This is a genomic window from Streptomyces cyslabdanicus (assembly GCF_052663305.1).
In genome coordinates this window covers 82,631-103,083 of sequence record NZ_JBQRUW010000053.1, presented here as the reverse complement: position 1 = coordinate 103,083, position 20,453 = coordinate 82,631, and the positions used below count along the sequence as shown (strand labels likewise).

The window sequence follows — 20,453 nt, the reverse complement described above, 5'->3', positions numbered from 1 at the left end:
TCCCGACTCGCGGTGGGCGACCTGGACAAGCTGATCGCCCACGGCACTCGCCTGATGAACATCCTCTCCGCGGACGATCCGCAGCGTCGGAACGTCGTTCAAGTGGTAGCCGCGGGCCTGCGCGTGCGAGCGGCGGCTGGCGATGTCGCAGACCTCGACCGGGCGATCGAGCTCGTCGACGAGGTGCTGGGTGCCTCAGCCGCCGAAAGCCCTGAACGAAGGCAGCACCTGCTCAATCAGCAGTCTGCCAACTACCTCGACCGATTCCAGCAATCCCTTCGGCCCGCCGACCTCGACCATGCCCTGTTGTATGCGGAGAAGGCCTGTTCCGTCGCGCACTGCGCCGCGGACTCGGCACCGCGCGTGCAGTTCGCCGTGTGCCTCAGCCAGCGACATCAGCACCGTGGCAGGCCCCAGGACCTCGACCGGGCATTGGAGATCTACCGTTCGGCCTGGAAGTCCATCCACGACCGTGTCGCCGAATCCGCCGGACACAGAGAGGCGGCGGAGCCGGAGGCATACACCGACGCGGACACCGGGATTCTCTACAACCTGTCGACTGCGCTCGCCCAGCGATACACCCTGCATCACATCCCCTCAGACATCCAGGAATCGGCGGAAGCGATCGTCACGGCGCTGCGTCTGACTCCGGAGCACCATCGCGGCCGCCTGGACAGGCTGACCGCGGCTGCCCACATCTTCCGGCAGCGGTGGACCTGGAGCGAGTCGACCGAGGACCTCGAGACCGCGACGTCGTACGCCGAGGAGGCGCTTCGCCTCGCCGGGCCGGGGTCGTTCCGGCACGAGCACGCGGTCGCGGCCTACATGAGCGTCTCGCGCGGACGTCGCACCGACGAGGAGGTGCTGAACCAGGCCATCGACATCAGCGTGCAGGCGCCGGAGCGCACCGATGTTCCACAAGCCCACCGACATCTCGTCGCTGTGAACACGGCTGCCGCGCTCGCTCGTCGCTGGAAGGACACCGGGGCGCGGAACGACCTGGAGAAGGCGATCGAGATCTCCCGGAGACTGGTGGCCGAGGTGGGCACCGACGCTGCGGTGAAGTCGGCGCTCCTGCTGGGCGAGGCACTCGCGGATCACGCCCACCACTACGGTGATTCCAGGTCGCGTGAGGAGGCCTGCGCGGTGCTCCGCGGTGTTGCGTCACTCGACACCGCGCCAATCAAGGACCGTTTCCGGGCTGCCCGCGAATGGGTGACAGTGAGCGAGCGTGCCAGTGAGGAGGCACTCGCGGCCGTGCGGCAGCTGATGGAACTGATGCCGCTCGTCGCTTGGGTGGGCGCTCCTCGGGAGGTACGCGAGTCGGCCCTGGCCGAAAGGGCGGGCATCGCGTCCCATGCCGCCGAGGCAGCTCTTGAGGCGGGTCGTCCCATCGACGCACTCGAGTTCCTGGAACTGGGCCGTGGGGTCCTTTGGTCCCAGCAGCTCGACCTACGCACCGACCTGGCCAGGATCGAAGCGGTCGATCCGCGACTGGCCGGACGCTTGGCGGAGGTTCGCGGTGTGCTCGATTCCACGCCCCCGGATACGGAGGACGGCGGGCTTGCGGCCGTCTGGACGCCCGATCGCCTCACGCAGCCTGATCCTCAGCCGATCGACCCGGACTGGCATGCGGCACTCCAGCAGGCAGCGGAGCTGTGCGACAGGGACGACTACGAGTCCCTCGTCGAAGTCCTCGGGCCGCTGACCGATGCGGATGACCCACGGGTGGTCGCGAGGGCGGAGTTCGTCCGGGGCGTCGCACTGAGGAAACGAGGAGAGAGGGAAGCTGCCCGAGTGGCCCTCGCCCGGGCCTCCCAAGCGGAGTCGTCCGATGTCGCGCCGGCTGCCGCCATCCTGCTCGGACGGCTGCTCGCCGAAGACGGCGACTTCGCGGCCGCGCGAACGGCCTTCGAACAAGCGAAGGCGTCTGGCATCCCCGAGGTGGTCGAGGAAGCCGAACTGCGGCTGCGGACCGTGAAGTCCCTCGATGCCGATGCCGCCTGCCTTCCCCCGGAGATGGCTCGCCTGCTGGCTGAAGGCGACCCCTCGACCATGCTCGAAGTGTCAGCGGCCTGCGTTCTGAAAGGGCAATTCGCTGAGGCTCAAGTCCTCCTCGAACGATGCCTCTTGGCAGTCGCATCGGAGGAAAGACCGAACGTGGCCTACCTGTTGGCGCCGCTTCGACAGCGGCACGCGGACTACCCGGGCGCTCGCGTGGCCTGGGAACTCGCCCTGAAGACCAAGCATCCCAAGCTGGCCGCTGTGGCAGCTCTCCAGCTCGGAGACCTTCTGGTGGCCGAGTTCACCGTCGCCGAGGCCAGGGACGCTTACCGGAACGCCCCACGACAGAAGAAGCGTGCCGTTCGTAAGCGTCTCGCAGCGATCGAACCTCTCGCACCGTCCTCCGCGTCGGATCGGATCCCGGACTTCGACTACGGCCGCTGGCTGGCCCACCACCAACCTCGTGAGTATGCCCTCGACGTCCTCAGCCGAGCCGTCAAGGCGGGCGATCAGCGTGCGCGTACGCACTTCTATCTCTCCGAGGTCCTGGCCAGGGGCGAACACGGTCGCACCAAGGTGCAGCTCGCGCTCCACCGGGCCATCGCTCTCGCGACCGAGGACGAGACGGCGCTGGTTCTGCTGTGCCGGGCCATACTGCGGATGCGGCGCGGTGACGCCGGCGGCAGTTGCCTCCTCTTCGACGAGGCGTACCAGGCGGCCGTCGCCCGAGGCGATGCCGAACTTGCCGCGCTCGCCGCTGTGGTCCCGGCGCATCTGTACCAGCGGAGCGGTGACACGGATGCCGCGCGTACAGCCTACGAACGTGCCGTAACCACCGGTCATCCGCAGTTCTCGCCCCTCGCCTCCTTCTGCCTGGCCGTCATGCTGGACGGGCTCGGCGACGAGGAGGAGGCCAAGCGCATCTACCGTCAGGTCATGGCGAGCGGCCACCCGGTTCAGGGGGGCATGGCCGCATACAACCTCGGCTGCTGTCTGGCGAGATCCGGAGATCACGCCGCGGCGGAGGAAGCGTTCCAGCACGCGGCGAACGGTGCCTGGCAGACAGCCGCCGACCGCGCGGCGGAAGCCCTGGAGCAGTTGCGCTCCATGCCTGGCACCGACGAGTCGGGACAGTCCGAGGCCGGGAACAGGCCCTGAGTCCGCAGCTGTCCGCCACGTGTCGGTGGCCGTCGCCGATCACGTCCTGGGCCGGTGGCGGCGTGGACACCGGCCGACTACACCTCGTGGTCGTGCCCGGCTGTGCAACGCCGGACTCGTCGATGGTCCCGGCGGGGAGGGTTCCGCCGGGCATCGGGGAACTCAACGCCGGGTGATCTCGGAGAGCCAGTCGGTGTCCTCCGGGCCCGGCGCTTCGAGGCCGGGTGCGGGCAGTCGGCGGACCTCGCCCGTGCGCAGGGCGACCGTGGCCCGTGGCCGCATCGGCTCGTCGCCCCTGCGGGAGAGCAGGACGAGTTCCCAGACCGTGGCCGTCATGGCCTCGAGCCGGGTGGCGCAGTCGGCGGTGACGCGCTGCGGATCCCCGGTCCGGCCGAGGGACAGGTGCGGGGTGAAGCCCTTGGCGGGCCCACGACAGCGGGGGAACCGCTGCAGCAGCGCTCGGTGCAGGTCCGCCCACGGTGCGTCGCCGGCTGCCGTCGGGTCGAGCCACACGGTGTAGTACGCCCGGTGCCGGAAGGTACGTACGCCGTCCAGCCGGGCGGTGAAGACCGGTGTCCGGGCCGTCGCCGCGGCGAGCAGCGGGGCAGCCCGCTCGAAGTCGGACTCCGGCACGAAGCCGTAGAGGATGTTGACGTGCGGCGGCCACCGGTGGAGCTGTGGATCGTGATCCCGGCGGATGTCCTGGATCGGCGGCCACAGCTCCGCGGGCGGGATCCAGGCCACGGCCGTGCGGGCCGTCGGGAACACGTCGAGGACGTCGAAGGGCTCGTCCCCGCCGGGGCTCCTGCCGCGGCCCGGGTCCGCTTGCGGGTCCCGTACCCGGCCGGCGCGCGACTGGTCGACGCGGTCCACGCCCGTGGTCCGGTCCCAGAGCACCTCGCCGTCCGCCTCGATGAACACCACCCGGTGCCACGGGATGTCGCCCCCGGGCACGAAGGAGGACAGCGGGACACGGGCGATGCCGTCCCCGCGCCGGCGGACCCCCAGCACGAACCGGGCCGGGTCGAACCGCGGGTCCCAGCGGACCCGGTGATAGATCTCGTCACTGGTCCGCATCAGGCCTCCTCTCCTGCCTTCCCCCTTCTCTTGCTCTTCCTCCAGTGCTCTTCCTCCAGGGTGCCCCCACCCTGTCCTCGGTGGCTGTTCGGCAGGAGGGAATCCGGTCGCTGGTCAACCGTGACACCGGCAACCTCGCCACAGCCGGTCCCGTGAGCCCTACCAGGCGGGGCGCCGGTCCTGGCGCTCCGTCGAGAAACCGGCCGGCACGGCTGTCTCCGTCAGCCACAACACGCCCGGGTCGGGTGGGTACTCGTCCGTGGCCGGCGCAGGAGGGTGCAGGCGCCTGTGGCCCGGGAGCGGAACCTCGGTGAGCGTGCCGTCCCGCATCATCCACAGCCCGAAGCAGTCGTCGTCCTCGTCGTGCATCAGCACCTGCACGCTCTCCGGTTGCGGCCACGCCAAGGACTCCAGGTGCCGAAGCAGCCCCGACCGCGGGCGCATCCGGTCGAACTCGATCACCCAGCCACCGACGAACAGGCCGAGCGGCTCGAAGCGGCCACGCCAGCTGCGCGAGTCATCCGGTCGGGTCAACGGTTCCATCGCCGCGTCCGCGTTCGGCGCCAACACGATGACCTGTGCGATTCTGCTCATACCGACGTGTCCTCCTCCCAGTACACAGAGCTGTCAGAGCTGCTTGATGCGGGCTTTGAGCAGGCAGAACTCGTTGCCCTCGGGGTCGGCGAGTACGTGCCACTGCTCGTCGCCGGTCTGGCCGATGTCGGCCGGACGCGCCCCGAGGCTCAGGAGGCGTTCGAGTTCGGCGTCCTGGTCGCGGTCGGTGGGGTTGACGTCGATGTGCAGCCGGGACTTCCCGGGCTCCGGCTCGTCCCTGCGGCTGAGGATGATCGTCGGCTGTGGGCCGCCGAACCCCTCGCGCGGCCCGATCTCGATGCACTCGTTCCCTTCGCGGTCGAGCACGACGAAGTCCAGGACCTCGCACCAGAACCGGGCCAGCACCTCGGGATCGTGGCAACCGAGCACGAGCTCACCGATGCGACATGCCATGGACGAAACCTGCTCTCCATAGGGGAACGGCTGGGGCGACCGCGCGCGGAACTCTCGGCCTCCCCGCAGCGGAAACGCGATCGAGACGGTACCGGGTGAAGCGAGCACGTGAGAAGTGGATTTGGGCAGGCGGGGAACCGGGGGAACCGGGATCAGCCGGCCCCGGCGGCGCTTCGCCGGTCAGCCGGCCGTCGCGTCGGCGGTGGGGGCCTCGGCGCGGGCGGCGTGCAGGCGGGCGTAGGCTCCCCGCGCGGCGAGGAGCTGGTCGTGGGTGCCCTGCTCGACGATCCGGCCGGACTCCATCACGACGATGACGTCGGCGTCCCGGACGGTGGACAGGCGGTGCGCGATCACAAAGCTCGTCCGGCCCGCCCGCAGGGTGCTCATGGCCCGCTGGATCAGCAGCTCGGTACGGGTGTCCACGGAGCTGGTCGCCTCGTCCAGGACGAGCACGGCGGGCTGCGCGAGGAACGCCCTCGCGACGGTGATCAGCTGCTTTTCCCCGGCGCTCACACCCCCGGACTCGTCGTCCAGGACGGTGTCGTAGCCCTGCGACAGGGTGCGGATGAACCGGTCGGCGCAGGTCGCGCGGGCCGCCTCCACGATGTCCGCGCGGGACGCGCCCGGGACTCCGTAGGCGATGTTCTCGGCGATCGTGCCCTTGAACAGCCAGGTGTCCTGGAGGACGAGGCCGAAGCGGGAGCGCAGGTCGTCGCGGTTCATCGAGGCGGTGTCGGTGCCGTCCAGGAGGATGCGGCCCGAGTCGATCTCGTAGAAGCGCATCAGCAGGTTGGCGAGCGTGGTCTTGCCGGCGCCGCTCCGGCCGACGATCGCCACCGTGCTGCCGGGTTCCACCGACAGCGAGAGACCCTCGATGAGCGGCACGTCGGGGGAGTAGCGGAACGACACGTCCTGGAACTCCACCCGGCCCTCGGCGCGTTCCACGGCGAGCGGGCGGCGCGGTTCGGGATCCTGCTCCGGCGCGTCCAGCAGCGTGAACACCCGCTGCGCGGAGGCCACTCCGGACTGCAGGCGGCCCGCGACCGAGGCGATCTCCACGATCGGCTGGCTGAACTGCCGTGCGTACAGGATGAACGCCTGCACGTCGCCCAGGGTCAGCGAGCCGTTCACGACCTTCCAGGCACCGACGACGGCGACCGCGACATAGCCGAGGTTGGCGACGAACATCATCACCGGCTCGATCGCGCCGGACGCGAACTGCGCGCCGGCAGCGGCCCGGTACACCGCCTCGTTGCGCTCGTCGAAGCGCCGCTCGGCCTCCGCCCGCCGGTCGAAGACCCTCACCAGCGCGTGCCCGGCGCACATCTCCTCGACGTGCGCGGTCAGTTTGCCGCTCGCGGCCCACTGGGCGGCGTACCGCGGCTGGGCCCGCTTGCTGATCCAGGCGGCGAGCAGCCCCGACACCGGGACGCTCAGCAGCATCACCCCGGCCAGCGAGGGCGAGATCAACAGCATCAGGGACAACATGATGACCAGCGAGAACACCGAACTGATCAGGTCGGTCAGGGTCTGCTGGAGCGTCTGCTGGAGGTTGTCGACGTCGTCCGTGCCGCGGCTGAGCGTCTCACCCGCCGGCTTCCGGTCGAAGTAGCGCAGCGGCAGCCGCGCCAGCTTCTCCTGGGCCCGGTGCCGCAGGTCGTGGATGAGCAGCCGGACCACCGAGGCCACCAGCCAGTTCTGCACCAGCATGAACACCGACGCCAGCACATACAGCACCAGCAGGATCAGCAGCAGCCCGCCGAGCGCCCCGAAGTCGACGCCCGGGGCCGGCCCGCCGTGCCCGAGGACGCCGTCGGCGATCAGGTCGGTGACGCGGCCCAGCAGCAGCGGGCCGAAGGCGTTGAGGAGGATGCCGACGACACCCGCCGACAGGGCGAGAACCACGGACCGGCGGTGCGGGCGCAGCAGGGCGGCCAGCCGACGAACCGGCTGCTCCGATTCGTGGACCTTCTCCCCGTGCTCCTCCTCGCGCTTCGCTTCGTGCGCCTTTTCGCGCTCCTCTTCGGGCTCGTCAGGGACGTCCGGCGCCATGAGCGGCTTCCTCTCGGGTGCGCTGCGAGAGCGCGATCTCGCGGTACGTGGGACTGTCGCGCAGCAGCGCGTCATGGGTGCCGGTGGCGGCGATGCCGCCCTGGTCCAGGACGACGATCCGGTCGGCGTCGCGCACGGAGGCCACGCGCTGCGCAACGGTGACCACGGTGGCGCCCTCGGTGCAGGGCACGAGGGCCTTCCGCAGCGCCGCCTCCGTGCTCTGGTCGAGCGCCGAGAAGGAGTCGTCGAAGAGATAGACGGCGGGGCGGCGCAGCAGCGCCCGGGCGATCGCCAGCCGCTGGCGCTGACCGCCGGAGACGGTGGTGCCGCCCTGGGCGATCTCCGCGTCGAGGCCGCCGAGCCGGGTCACGAAGCCGTCCGCCTGGGCGACCCGCAGCGCCTCCCACAGCTCCTCGTCCGTGGCGTCCGGCCGGCCGAAGCGCAGATTCGTCGCGACGGTCCCGGCGAACAGGTACGGCCGCTGCGGCACGTAGCCCACGGCGGCGGCCAGCACCGACGGGTCCAGCTCGCGCACGTCCGTGCCGCCGATCCGCACCTCGCCCGCGGTCGCGTCGACCAGCCGCAGCATCAGGTGGAGCAGCGTGGTCTTGCCGGCGCCGGTGCTGCCGAGGACGGCGACCCGCTCACCGGGCCGCAGCGTCAGCGACAGGTCCCGCAGCACGGCGTTCTCGGCGCCCGGGTAGCGGAACTCGGCGCCCACCAGCTCGACCTGCCCGGCGGGACCCGTCATGGGCCGCGGCGCGGCGGGCGGGACGACGTCGGTCTCCGCGTCGAGGACCTCCGTGATCCGCTCCGCGCACACCCGGGCCCGCGGCACGTTCAGGAACACGAAGGCCAGCATCACCACCGACATCAGGATGAGCGACAGATAGCTGAGGAAGGCGCTGAGCGCGCCGATCCGCATGCTGCCCGAGTCGATCCGCCGGGCCCCCACCCACAGCAGCGCCAGGGTGAACAGGTTCATCAGCAGCAGCACCGACGGCAGCATCACCGCGATCAGCCGGCCCACCCCCAGGGACAGGCCGAGGAGTTCCTCGTTGGTGCGGGTGAAGCGCTCGCCCTCGTAGGCGTCGCGGGCGAAGGAGCGCACCACGCGCACCCCGGTGATCCGCTCCCGCAGCAACCGCCCGATCCGGTCCAGCGTCTGCTGGAGCCGGGCGTACAGCGCGGCCATGCGGGACAGCAGCAGACCGAAGCAGACGGCCACCACCAGCACCATCGGGACCAGGATCAGGGCCAGCGTCACGTCCTGGCGCAGCGCGAGCACCACACTGCCCAGGCACATCAGAGGGGCCGCCACGAAGATGCCGAGCCCGGACTGGGCGAGGTTCTGCACCTGCTGCACGTCGTTCACCGAACGGGTCAGCAGGGACGGGGTGCCGAACCGGCCGATCTCGCGGGCGGAGAAGTCCAGCACCCGGCGGAAGACCGCGGACCGCAGATCCCGGCCGAGAGCGGTGGAGGCGCGCGCGCCCAGGGCCGCGGCACCCAGCGCCGCGGCGATCTGCACCAGCGCCACCACCGCCATCGTCGCGCCGATGGTGCCGACACGTCCACTGTCCTCGCGGACGACGCCCTCGTCGATGAGCGCGGCACCCAGCGTCGGCAGCAGCAACGTGCCCAGGATCTGCACCAGATGCAGAACGACGAGAGTGACAACGGACCCGGTATAGGGGCGTAGTTGTGTGCGCATGAGTCTCAACAGCACGAAATGACACCCCGGTTGACGGCGGACAGGAACCGCCCGTTGGAACGGAGTCGGCCGGCACGCCGACCCGGCCATTGGAGCCCACAACGCACCCGGATTTCCCTAGTGTTCGCCCTCGCAGTGCCGGCCGCCCGGGAATTCCCTAGTAAGTTCGAGAATCGTTGACATTGACTTCCGCCGCTTGGGAACGTGCCGGTGTCTATCGTCCGGACAGCTTTCTCGAGGCCAGGTCGTCGACCGAGCGCAGCGTTTGGACGGTCTCTTCGCGGTCTGAGATGGGGATGGAATGCCCAAGCGCGCACTGATCACCGGAATTACCGGCCAGGACGGGTCCTATCTGGCGGAGCACCTGCTGGCGCAGGGGTACCAGGTGTGGGGTCTCATCCGGGGCCAGGCCAACCCGCGCAAGTCCCGGGTGAGCCGGCTCGCCTCCGAACTGTCCTTCGTGGACGGCGACCTCATGGACCAGGGCAGCCTGGTCTCGGCGGTCGACAAGGTACAGCCGGACGAGGTGTACAACCTCGGCGCGATCTCGTTCGTGCCCATGTCCTGGCAGCAGGCCGAGCTGGTCACCGAGGTGAACGGCATGGGCGTGCTGCGGGTCCTCGAGGCCATCCGCATGGTGAGCGGACTGAGCATGTCCCGCACCGCGCGTCCCGAGGGCCAGATCCGCTTCTACCAGGCGTCCTCCTCGGAGATGTTCGGCAAGGTCGCCGAGACGCCGCAGCGGGAGACCACGCTCTTCCACCCGCGCAGCCCCTACGGCGCGGCCAAGGCCTACGGCCACTTCATCACCCGCAACTACCGCGAGTCGTTCGGCATGTACGCGGTCTCCGGCATGCTGTTCAACCACGAATCGCCCCGCCGCGGCCAGGAGTTCGTGACCCGCAAGATCTCCCTCGCGGTCGCCCGCATCAAGCTGGGACTCCAGGACACCCTGGCCCTCGGCAACATGGACGCGGTCCGCGACTGGGGCTACGCCGGTGACTACGTCCGCGCCATGCACCTGATGCTCCAGCAGGACACCGCCGACGACTACGTGATCGGCACCGGGGAGATGCACACCGTGCGCGACGCGGTCCGCTTCGCCTTCGAGCACGTGGGCCTCGACTGGGAGGACCACGTCGTCGTCGACCCCGACCTCGTGCGGCCCGCCGAGGTCGAGGTGCTGTGTGCCGACAGCTCCAAGGCACAGTCCCGGTTGGGCTGGAAGCCGAGCGTCGATTTCCAGGAACTCATGCGGATGATGGTCGACGCCGACCTCTCGCTGGTTTCCCGGCAGAACGAACTCGACGACCTTCTGCTGACGCACAGCTGGTAACGGGCGAAAGCCCCTTCAGGTTCTAGGGATTTCCTGCCGGACTTCCGGCCACACTCGCCTCGTGGCTTCTCCCGTCGGGGAGAGCCATGTGGCGAGTCGGTGTTCTGCGGCACGACGCAGAGATTTCGGCGATGCGTGTACGGCCGTCGGCCGTCGGGATGGGTTGAGATGGACAACGAACAGAAGCTCCGGGATTACCTCAAGCTTGCGACGGCCGATCTCCGACGTACGCGGCGGCGCGTGAGCGAGCTGGAGTCGGCATCCCAGGAACCGATCGCCATCGTCGGCATGACCTGCCGCTACCCCGGTGGCGTCAGCAGTCCCGAGGACCTGTGGCGGATGGTGGAGGCCGGCGAGAACGGCGTCACTCCGTTCCCCACCGACCGCGGCTGGGACCTGGAGGCGCTCGCCTCCTCGCCGACCTCCCGGGGCGGATTCCTGCACGACGCGCCCGAGTTCGACGCGGACTTCTTCGGCATCTCGCCGCGCGAGGCGGTCGCCATGGACCCGCAGCAGCGGGTTGTCCTGGAGTCCGCCTGGGAGGCGTTCGAGCGCGCCGGCATCGACCCGACCTCCGTCAAGGGCAGCCGTACCGGCGTCTTCGTCGGCGCCATGGCCCAGGACTACCGGGTCGGCCCCGCCGACGGCGCCGAGGGCTTCCAGCTCACCGGCAACACCGGCAGCGTGCTGTCCGGCCGTATCTCGTACACCTTCGGCACGGTCGGTCCCGCCGTCACCGTCGACACCGCCTGCTCCTCCTCCCTGGTGGCCGTCCACCTCGCCACCCAGGCGCTGCGCGCGGGTGAGTGCACCCTCGCGCTCGCGGGCGGCGTCACCGTCATGTCCGGCCCCGGCACCTTCATCGAGATGGGCCGCCAGGGCGGACTGTCCGTCGACGGCCGCTGCCGCTCCTTCGGCGACACGGCCGACGGCACCGGCTGGGCCGAGGGCGTCGGCATCCTCGTCCTGGAGCGGCTGTCCGACGCGATCCGGGGCGGCCGCGAGATCCTCGCCGTGGTCCGCGGCACCGCCGTCAACCAGGACGGCGCCTCCAACGGGCTCACCGCCCCCAACGGCCCCTCGCAGCAGGCCGTCATCGAGCAGGCCCTCGTCAACGCCCGGCTCTCCGCGGGGGACATCGACGTCGTCGAGGCGCACGGCACCGGCACCACCCTCGGCGACCCCGTCGAGGCGCAGGCGCTGCTCGCCACCTACGGCCGGCACCGCGACGAGGACAGGCCGCTGCTGCTCGGCTCGGTGAAGTCCAACATCAGCCACACCCAGGCCGCCGCCGGTGTCGCCGGTGTCATCAAGATGGTCATGGCGATGCGGCACGGTGTGCTGCCCCGCACTCTTCTCGCCGACGAGCCGACCCGCCACGTCGACTGGTCCCAGGGCGCCGTCCGCGTCCTCACCGAGAACACCGACTGGCCCGCCACCGGCGCCCCCCGCCGCGCGGCCGTCTCCTCCTTCGGCATCAGCGGCACCAACGCCCACACCATCGTCGAGCAGGCCCCCGAGCCGGAGCCCGCCGACCCTGAGGACGATGCCCCGAGCACCCCGGCCGCCGTCACCGGCGTGCTGCCCGTGCTGCTCTCCGGCCGCAGCCCCGAGGTGCTGCGCGCCCAGGCCGCCGCCCTGCTCACCACCCTCGGCACCGGCACCCCACCCGCGCCGGCGGACCTCGCCTACTCGCTGGCCTCCACCCGCACCGCTTTCGAGCACCGGGCCGTGCTGCTCGCCTCGGACCTGCCCGAGCTGACCGAGCGGCTCACCGCGATCGCCGAGGGCACCGATCCGGCCGTCCTGGCCGACACCGTCACCGGTACCGCGAGAACCGAGACCCGCCTCGCCGTGCTGTTCACCGGGCAGGGCGCCCAGCGTCTCGGCGCCGGCCGTGAACTCGCCGCCCGCTTCCCGGTGTTCGCCGCCGCCCTGGACGCCGCCCTCGACGCCTTCACCCCCCACCTGGAGGTGCCGCTGCGCGAGGTGCTGTGGGGCGAGGACGCCGCCCGCCTGGACCGCACCGAGTACGCACAGCCCGCGCTGTTCGCCGTCGAGGTCGCCCTCTACCGTCTGCTGGAGTCCTTCGAGGTCAAGCCGGACCACCTGGCCGGCCACTCGGTGGGCGAGATCGCCGCCGCGCATGTCGCCGGTGTGTTCTCCCTCGACGACGCGGCCACCCTGGTCGCCGCCCGCGGCCGTCTCATGCAGGCGCTGCCCGAGGGCGGCGCCATGGTCGCCGTGCAGGCGAGCGAGGACGAGGTCGCCCCGCTGCTCGCCGGCCACGAGGACCTGGTGTCCCTCGCCGCCGTCAACGGCCCCTCCGCCGTCGTCCTCTCCGGGGACGAGACCACCGTCACCGAGCTGGCGGCCCGCGTGGCCGCCGACGGACGCAAGACCAGCAGGCTGCGTGTCTCGCACGCCTTCCACTCGCCGCTGATGGCCCCGATGCTCGACGAGTTCCGGAGCGTCGTCGAGGGCCTCACCCTGCACAGCCCGCTGCTGCCCGTCGTCTCCGATGTCACCGGAGAGCCGGCCACCGTCGCCCAGCTCACCTCGCCCGACTACTGGGTCGACCATGTCCGCCAGGCCGTCCGCTTCGCCGACGGCGTCGACTGGCTCGCCCGGCACGGCGTCACCGCCTTCCTCGAACTCGGCCCCGACAGCGTGCTGTCCGCCATGGCACAGAACTGCCTGGACGCCGCAGGATGCGACGCCCTCACCGTGCCCGCGCTGCGCGAGGGCCGCCCCGAGGACCACACCTTCACCGCCGCCCTCGCCGCGCTGCACACCCAGGGCACCGCGCTGCACTGGGACGCCTGCTTCACCGGCACCGGAGCCCGCCGCACCGACCTGCCGACGTACACCTTCCAGCGCCGCCGCTACTGGCCGCGCACCGTCCAGGGCGGCGCCGCCGACCTGCGCTCCGTCGGACTCGGCGCCGCCCACCACCCGCTGCTGTCCGCCGCGGTCTCCCTCGCCGACTCCGAGGGCGCCCTGCTGACCGGCCGGATCTCCCTGCTCAGCCACCCGTGGCTCGCCGACCACACCGTCCGCGGCGCCACCCTGCTGCCCGGCACCGCCTTCCTGGAGCTGGCCGTCCGCGCCGGCGACGAGGTCGGCTGCGACCGCGTCGACGAACTGACCCTGGCCGCACCGCTCGTCCTGCCCGAGCAGGGCGGCGTCCAGGTGCAGCTGTGGATCGGCAACCCGGACGCGTCCGGCCGCCGCAGCGTCACCGTCTACGGCCGCCCCGACGCCGACGAGGACGCCCCCTGGACGTCCCACGCCACCGGTGTGCTCTCCGCCTCCCGCACCACCAGCGACTTCGACGCCACCGTCTGGCCCCCGGCCGATGCCGAGACCCTCCCCGTGGACGGGCTCTACGGCCGGCTCGCCGACGGCGGCTTCGGCTACGGCCCGCTCTTTAAGGGCCTCAAGGCCGCCTGGCGCCGCGGCGACGAGGTGTTCGCCGAGGTCGTGCTGCCCGAGTCCGGCCACACCGACGCGGAGTCCTTCGGTCTGCACCCCGCGCTCCTCGACTCCGCCCTGCACGCGGCGTCGTTCGTCGACCTCGACGAGCGTGCCGCCGGCGGACTGCCCTTCTCCTGGGAGGGCGTCAGCCTGCATGCGAGCGGTGCCACCACCCTGCGGGTGCGGCTGGCCCCGGCCGCCGGTGACGCCGTCGCGATCGCCGTCGCCGACGACTCCGGACAGCTCGTCCTGTCCGCCGACTCGCTGATCCTGCGCGCGGTCGCGGCCCGCGAGATCGACGCCGCCGCCGCGCTGGTCCGCGACGCCCTGTTCCGCCTCGACTGGGTGCCCGTCACGGCCGTCGCCTCCTCCGGCACCGCCGCGGCACTGGTCGGCGAGGACCCCTTCGGGCTGCGTGCCCTGCCGCAGTTCGGCGACCTCGCCGTCCACCCGGACCTCGCGGCCCTCGCCGCCGCCGACGGCGCCGTCCCGGACACCGTGCTGCTGCCGCTCACCGGCACCGGACCGGCCGCCGACCCGGTCACCGCCGCACACCGCGCCGCCACCGAGGCCCTCACCGCCGTTCAGACCTGGCTGGAGCAGGACGAGCGGTTCGCCGCCTCCCGGCTCGCCCTGGTCACCCGGGGCGCGACCACCGGCCACGACCCGGCCGCCGCCGCCGTCTGGGGTCTGGTGCGCTCCGCGCAGTCCGAGAACCCCGGCCGCTTCCTCCTCGTCGACCTCGACGCCGACCAGGACACCCCGGCCCTCCCGGCCGCCGCGCTCACCTCCGAGGAGCCGCAGCTCGCCGTGCGCGGCGAGGAGTTCCGCGCCGCCCGTCTGGTCCGTCGCCCTGCCCCCGCCATCGACGCGGTGTCCGCGTTCGGTGGGGAGGGTGCGGTGTTGGTGACGGGTGGTACCGGTGGTCTGGGTGCGGTGCTGGCGCGTCATCTGGTGGCCGAGTACGGGGTGCGTGAGCTGGTTCTGGTCAGTCGTCGTGGTGGTGCGGCGGCGGGTGCGGCCGAGCTGGTCGCGGAGCTGGCGGAGTCGGGTGCGCGGGCGACGGTGGTGGCGTGTGATGTGACGGACCGTGCGGCGGTGGCCGAGTTGGTGGCCGCGCATCCGGTGTCGGCGGTGGTGCACTCCGCCGGTGTCCTGGACGACGGCATGGTCGGCACGCTGACCCCCGAACGACTCAGCACGGTGCTCCGTCCCAAGGTGGACGCGGCCTGGAACCTCCATGAGGCCACCCGCGACCTGGACCTGAAGGCCTTTGTGCTGTTCTCGTCGGTCGCCGGCGTCCTGGGCAGCCCCGGGCAGGCCAACTACGCCGCGGGCAACGCCTTCCTGGACGCCCTCGCGGCCCACCGCCGGGCGGCCGGCCTGCCGGGTCTGTCGCTTGCCTGGGGCCCCTGGGAGCAGACCGGCGGCATGACCGGCGGTATCTCCGAGGACGACCTGCGCCGCATGGCCCGCGCCGGAACCCCGGCCCTCACCGTCGAGCAGGGCCTCGCCCTCCTCGACGCCGCCCTCGACGGCGACGACGCCGCGCTCGCCCCCGTCCGCCTGGACCTCTCCGTCCTGCGGGCCCAGGGCGAGGTGCCGCCGCTGCTGCGCTCCCTGATCCGCGGCCGCTCCCGCCGTGCCGCCGTCGCCGGGTCCGCCACCGCCGGCGGTCTCGCCCAGCGGCTGGCCCGACTGGACGCCGAAAGCCGCGACGAACTGGTCCTGGACCTGGTCCGCGGCCAGGTCGCCCTCGTCCTCGGTCACGCCACCGGAGCCGAGATCGATGCCGGCCGCGCCTTCCGTGAGCTGGGCTTCGACTCCCTCACCGCCGTCGAACTGCGCAACCGCCTGAACACGGTCACCGGACTGCGTCTGCCCGCCACCCTGGTGTTCGACTACCCGACGGTCAGCCATCTCGCCTCCTATGTCCTGGACGAGCTCCTCGGCACCGAGGTTGAGGCGGAGGTCGTGCAGCGCGGCACGGCGGCCGTGGCGGACGATCCGATCGTGATCGTGGGCATGGCCTGCCGCTATCCGGGCGGGGTCGCTTCGCCCGAGGACCTGTGGCGCCTGGTCACCGAGGGCACGGACGCCGTCTCCGGCTTCCCGGTCAACCGTGGCTGGGACGTGGAGAACCTCTACCACCCGGACCCTGACCACCCCGGCACCGCCTACACCCGTTCCGGTGGTTTCCTGCACGAGGCGGGGGAGTTCGACCCCGGCTTCTTCGGGATGAGCCCGCGTGAGGCGCTGGCGACGGACTCGCAGCAGCGTCTGCTGCTCGAGGCGTCGTGGGAGGCGATCGAGCGGGCCGGCATCGATCCGGTCGGTCTGCGGGGCAGTGCGACCGGTGTGTTCGCCGGTGTGATGTACAGCGACTACAGCGCGATGCTGGCGAGCCCCGAGTTCGAGGGTTTCCAGGGCAGCGGCAGCTCCCCGAGTCTCGCCTCGGGCCGCGTCTCCTACACGCTGGGCCTGGAGGGTCCGGCGGTCACGGTGGACACCGCGTGCTCGTCGTCGCTGGTGGCGATGCACTGGGCGATGCAGGCGCTGCGCTCGGGCGAGATCTCGCTCGCCCTGGCCGGCGGTGTGACCGTGATGTCCACGCCCGCCGTGTTCGTGGACTTCGCGCGTCAGCGGGGTCTGTCGCCCGACGGCCGCTGCAAGGCGTTCTCGGACTCGGCCGATGGTGTGGGCTGGTCCGAGGGTGTCGGCATGCTGGTGCTCGAGCGGCAGTCCGACGCGATCCGCAACGGTCACCAGATCCTCGCGGTCGTCCGTGGTTCGGCCGTCAACCAGGACGGTGCCTCCAACGGCCTGACGGCTCCGAACGGTCCGTCCCAGCAGCGGGTCATCCGCCAGGCCCTCGCCAGTGGTGGGCTCTCGGCGGGCGATGTCGATGTCGTCGAGGCGCACGGTACGGGTACGACGCTGGGTGACCCGATCGAGGCGCAGGCGCTCCTGGCGACCTACGGCCGGGACCGTGATCCGGAGCAGCCGCTGCTGCTGGGTTCGGTGAAGTCGAACATCGGTCACACCCAGGCCGCGGCCGGTGTCGCCGGTGTCATCAAGATGGTCATGGCGATGCGCCACGGCGTGCTCCCGCGCACCCTGCACGTGGATGCCCCGTCCTCGCACGTCGACTGGACCGAGGGCGCGGTCGAACTGCTCACCGAGCAGACCGCCTGGCCCGAGACCGGCCGTCCGCGTCGCGCCGCCGTGTCCTCCTTCGGCATCAGCGGCACCAATGTCCACACCGTCCTGGAGCAGGCGCCCGGCACCACCGCGCCCGCCCCGGCCGCCCCCGAGCGCACCGCCGGCGCCGTCCCGCTGCTGCTGTCCGGCCGCACCCGCGACGCCCTGCGCGCCCAGGCCGCCCGTCTGCTCACCCACCTCCAGAACCACCCCGAGCCGTCCCTCGCCGACCTCGGCCACTCCCTGGCCACCACCCGCTCCCGCTTCGAGCGCCGCGCCGCGGTGATCGCGCAGGACCGCGCAGGACTGCTCGCCTCCCTCGGCGCCCTCGCCGCCGGCCGCCCCGCCCCGGCCGTCGTCGAGGGTGAGGCCGCCGGGCGTGCCCGGGTCGCCGTGATGTTCTCCGGCCAGGGCAGCCAGCGCGCCGCCATGGGCCGCGAACTGTACGAGACCCAGCCCCGGTTCGCCGCCGCGTTCGACGAGGTGTGCGCCGCCCTCGACCCGCTGCTCGACCGGCCGCTGCGCGAGGTCGTGTTCGCCGCCGAGGGCAGCGAAGAGGCCGCGCTGCTCGACCGCACCGGCTGGACCCAGCCCGCGCTGTTCGCCGTCGAGGTCGCCCTCTACCGCCTCGTCGAGAGCTGGGGCGTCCGCGCCGACTTCGTCACCGGTCACTCCATCGGTGAGATCGCAGCCGCGCACATCGCCGGGGTGTTCACCCTCCAGGACGCCGCCCGCCTGGTCGCCGCCCGCGCCACCCTCATGGAGGCGCTGCCGTCCGGCGGCGCCATGATCGCCGTCCAGGCCACCGAGGACGAGGTCGCCCCGCTGCTCGGCGAGGGCCTGTCCGTCGCCGCCGTCAACGGCCCCACCTCCGTGGTCGTCTCCGGCGACGAGGACGCCGCCGTGGAGCTCGCCGCCGAGTTCTCCGGGCGAGGGCGCCGCACCAAGCGTCTACGGGTGAGCCATGCCTTCCACTCGCCGCACATGGACGCCATGCTCGACGCGTTCCGCACGGTCGCCGAGACGCTGTCCTACGCCGCCCCCCGCATCCCGCTGGTCTCCGACCTGACGGGCCGCAGGGCCGACGACGCCGAGGTGCGCACCGCGGACTACTGGGTGCGCCATGTCCGTGAGGCCGTACGGTTCGCCGACTGCGTCCGCACCCTGCGCGACGCCGGCGCCACCCTCTTCCTCGAACTCGGCCCCGACGGACTGCTGACCGCCATGGCCGAGGACACCCTCGGCGACGAGCGTTACGATCACAACACCGCACTCGTCCCGCTGCTGCGCGCCGACCGCCCCGAGGAGAGCGCCGCCGCCACCGCCGCGGCCCGCCTCCAGATCCACGGCGTCGACCTCGACTGGACCGCGTATCTGGCCGGCACCGGCGCCCGCCGTGTCGACCTGCCGACCTACGCCTTCCAGCACGCCCACTACTGGCCGCAGCTGCCCTCCGCCGCGCCCTCCTCGGCCGGCGACCCGGCCGACCAGCAGCTGTGGGCCGCCGTCGAGCGCGGCGACGCCGCCGAACTCGCCGCCGTCCTCGGCCTCGACGAGGACAGCCTCACCCCGCTGGACTCCCTGCTGCCCGCGCTCAGCTCCTGGCGCCGCGGCAACCAGGAGAAGGCGCTCCTCGACACGCTGCGCTACCGCGTCGAGTGGACCCGGCTGAGCAAGCCCGCCGCACCCGTCCTCGACGGCACCTGGCTGCTGGTCTCCTCCGACGCCACCGCCGACGACGAGACCGAACTGCTCGACGGCCTCGCCGAGGCGCTCGGCGCGCACGGCGCCCGGGTCCGCCGCCTCGTCCTGGACGCCGACTGCGCCGACCGGGCCGTGCTCGGCGCCCGCCTCGCCGACACCGAGAACGCCGACACCACCGCCCAGGTGCTGTCCGTGCTGCCGCTCGACGAGCGCCCCGCCGACGGCCCCGCCGGCTTCACCCAGGGCCTCGCCCTGACCATCTCCCTCGTCCAGGCCCTCGCCGACACCGGCGCCCGCGGCCGGCTGTGGACCGCCACCCGTGGCGCCGTCTCCACCGGCCCCGCCGACCCGGTCACCCACCCCGCCCAGGCCACCGCCTGGGGCATGGGCCGCGGTGTCGCCCTGGAACACCCCCGCCTGTGGGGCGGCCTCGTCGACCTCCCGGCCGACTTCGACCGTGGCGCCGGACAGCGCCTCGCCGAGGTCCTCGCGGTCAAGGACGCCCCCGACGGCGAGGACCAGGTCGCCCTGCGCGCCACCGGTGTGCACGGCCGCCGCCTGGTCCGCCACATCGTCGACGAGCTGCCCTCCGCCGACCAGTTCACCGCCTCCGGAAGCGTCCTGATCACCGGCGGCACCGGCGGCCTCGGCGCCGAGACCGCCCGCTGGCTGGCCCGCTCCGGCGCCGCCCACCTGGTCCTCACCAGCCGCCGCGGCCCCGACGCCCCCGGCGCCGACGAACTCCGTGCCGAACTCGAGCAGTTGGGTGCGAGCGTCTCCCTGGTGGCCTGCGACGTCGCCGACCGGGACGCCCTCGCCGCCGTCCTCGACGGACTGCCCGCCGACCAGCCCCTCACCGGTGTGGTGCACACCGCGGGCGTCGGCCACTACGGCCCGCTGGACGCGCTGACGCCCGCCGAGTTCGCCGGCCTCACCGCCGCCAAGCTGGCCGGCGCCGCCCACCTCGACGACCTCCTCGGCGACCGCGAACTGGACTTCTTCATCCTGTTCGGCTCCATCGCCGGCGTCTGGGGCAGCGGCGACCAGAGCGCCTACGGCGCCGCCAACGCCTACCTCGACGCCCTCGCCCTGGCCCGCCGCGCCCGCGGCCTCGCCGCGACCTCCATCGCCTGGGGCCCCTGGGGCGGCACCGGCATGGCCGCCGACGACGCCGTCTCCGGCACCCTGCGACGCCAGGGCCTCGGCCTGCTCGACCCCGCGCCCGCCCTCGCCGAGATGCGCCGCGCCGTGGTCCGCCAGGACGTCAATGTCACCGTCGCGGACGTCGACTGGACCCGCTACGCCCCGCTGTTCACCTCCGCCCGGCCCAGCGCCCTCATCAGCGACCTGCCCGAGGTCCGCGCCCTGGCCGCCGAGAACGCCCCCGCCGACACCGGCGACGCCTCCGAGGTCGTCCAGCGGGTCCGCTCGCTGTCGGAGCCGGAGCAACTGCGCCTGCTCACCGACCTGGTGCGCACCGAGGCCGCGACCGTGCTCGGTCACTCCTCCGCCGGCGCCGTGCCGGAGGACCGTGCCTTCCGCGAGATCGGCTTCGACTCGCTGACCGCCGTCGAACTGCGCAAGCACCTCGGCGCCGCCACCGGCCTCTCGCTGCCGAGCACCATGGTGTTCGACTACCCGACCCCGCTGGAGCTGGCCCAGTACCTGCGGGCCGAGATGGTCGGCTCCGTCCTGGAGGTCGCGGGCCCCGTCGCCACCGGC

The 20,453-nt window shown here is 72.3% G+C and carries 8 protein-coding genes (1 of these 8 cut by a window edge); 3 read left to right on the top strand and 5 right to left on the bottom strand.

Translation table 11 applies throughout. The annotated features are described in order from the left end of the window. The first annotated feature begins 12 nt into the window (after window positions 1-12). The gene (locus ACTYVM_RS29370; protein WP_445528863.1) at window positions 13-3,162 is read left to right on the top strand and encodes a hypothetical protein; all 3,150 of its coding nucleotides are present in this window, start codon (window positions 13-15) and stop codon (window positions 3,160-3,162) included. 162 nt (window positions 3,163-3,324) lie between these two features. On the opposite strand, the gene ACTYVM_RS29365 is transcribed toward ACTYVM_RS29370, so the two are convergent. From ACTYVM_RS29365 to ACTYVM_RS29345, 5 genes are all read right to left on the bottom strand, one after another. Continuing rightward, the gene (locus ACTYVM_RS29365; protein ID WP_445528862.1) at window positions 3,325-4,239 is read right to left on the bottom strand and encodes an RNA repair domain-containing protein; all 915 of its coding nucleotides are present in this window, start codon (window positions 4,237-4,239) and stop codon (window positions 3,325-3,327) included. A 159-nt stretch (window positions 4,240-4,398) separates the two neighbouring features. Further along, window positions 4,399-4,833, bottom strand: a complete 435-nt coding sequence (locus ACTYVM_RS29360; RefSeq protein WP_445528861.1) for a hypothetical protein — start codon at window positions 4,831-4,833, stop codon at window positions 4,399-4,401. A 33-nt stretch (window positions 4,834-4,866) separates the two neighbouring features. After that, window positions 4,867-5,247, bottom strand: coding sequence for a VOC family protein (locus tag ACTYVM_RS29355; protein ID WP_445528860.1), 381 nt, complete (start codon window positions 5,245-5,247; stop codon window positions 4,867-4,869). A 180-nt stretch (window positions 5,248-5,427) separates the two neighbouring features. After that, the gene (locus ACTYVM_RS29350; RefSeq protein WP_445528859.1) at window positions 5,428-7,299 is read right to left on the bottom strand and encodes an ABC transporter ATP-binding protein; all 1,872 of its coding nucleotides are present in this window, start codon (window positions 7,297-7,299) and stop codon (window positions 5,428-5,430) included. Further along, window positions 7,280-9,028, bottom strand: a complete 1,749-nt coding sequence (locus tag ACTYVM_RS29345) for an ABC transporter ATP-binding protein (protein ID WP_445528858.1) — start codon at window positions 9,026-9,028, stop codon at window positions 7,280-7,282. The genes ACTYVM_RS29350 and ACTYVM_RS29345 overlap by 20 nt, the downstream gene beginning before the upstream one ends. 286 nt (window positions 9,029-9,314) lie before the next feature. Here ACTYVM_RS29345 and ACTYVM_RS29340 point away from each other — a divergent pair, with 286 nt between their 5' ends. Next, window positions 9,315-10,349, top strand: a complete 1,035-nt coding sequence (locus ACTYVM_RS29340; RefSeq protein ID WP_445528857.1) for a GDP-mannose 4,6-dehydratase — start codon at window positions 9,315-9,317, stop codon at window positions 10,347-10,349. A 135-nt stretch (window positions 10,350-10,484) separates the two neighbouring features. Next, window positions 10,485-20,453 carry the start of a type I polyketide synthase gene (locus ACTYVM_RS29335; RefSeq protein ID WP_445528856.1) on the top strand. Its footprint extends 18,432 nt past the window's final position, so 9,969 of the gene's 28,401 nt are visible here — the first part of the coding sequence; its start codon is at window positions 10,485-10,487; its stop codon lies beyond the right edge, outside the window.

What these genes read in the sequence shown, in the direction of transcription:
- ACTYVM_RS29340 (WP_445528857.1), top strand. Translation starts at nt 9,315, where the DNA reads ATGCCCAAGCGCGCACTGATCACCGGAATTACCGGCCAGGACGGGTCC.
- ACTYVM_RS29365 (WP_445528862.1), bottom strand. Translation starts at nt 4,239, where the DNA reads ATGCGGACCAGTGACGAGATCTATCACCGGGTCCGCTGGGACCCGCGG.
- ACTYVM_RS29360 (WP_445528861.1), bottom strand. Translation starts at nt 4,833, where the DNA reads ATGAGCAGAATCGCACAGGTCATCGTGTTGGCGCCGAACGCGGACGCG.
- ACTYVM_RS29350 (WP_445528859.1), bottom strand. Translation starts at nt 7,299, where the DNA reads ATGGCGCCGGACGTCCCTGACGAGCCCGAAGAGGAGCGCGAAAAGGCG.
- ACTYVM_RS29355 (WP_445528860.1), bottom strand. Translation starts at nt 5,247, where the DNA reads ATGGCATGTCGCATCGGTGAGCTCGTGCTCGGTTGCCACGATCCCGAG.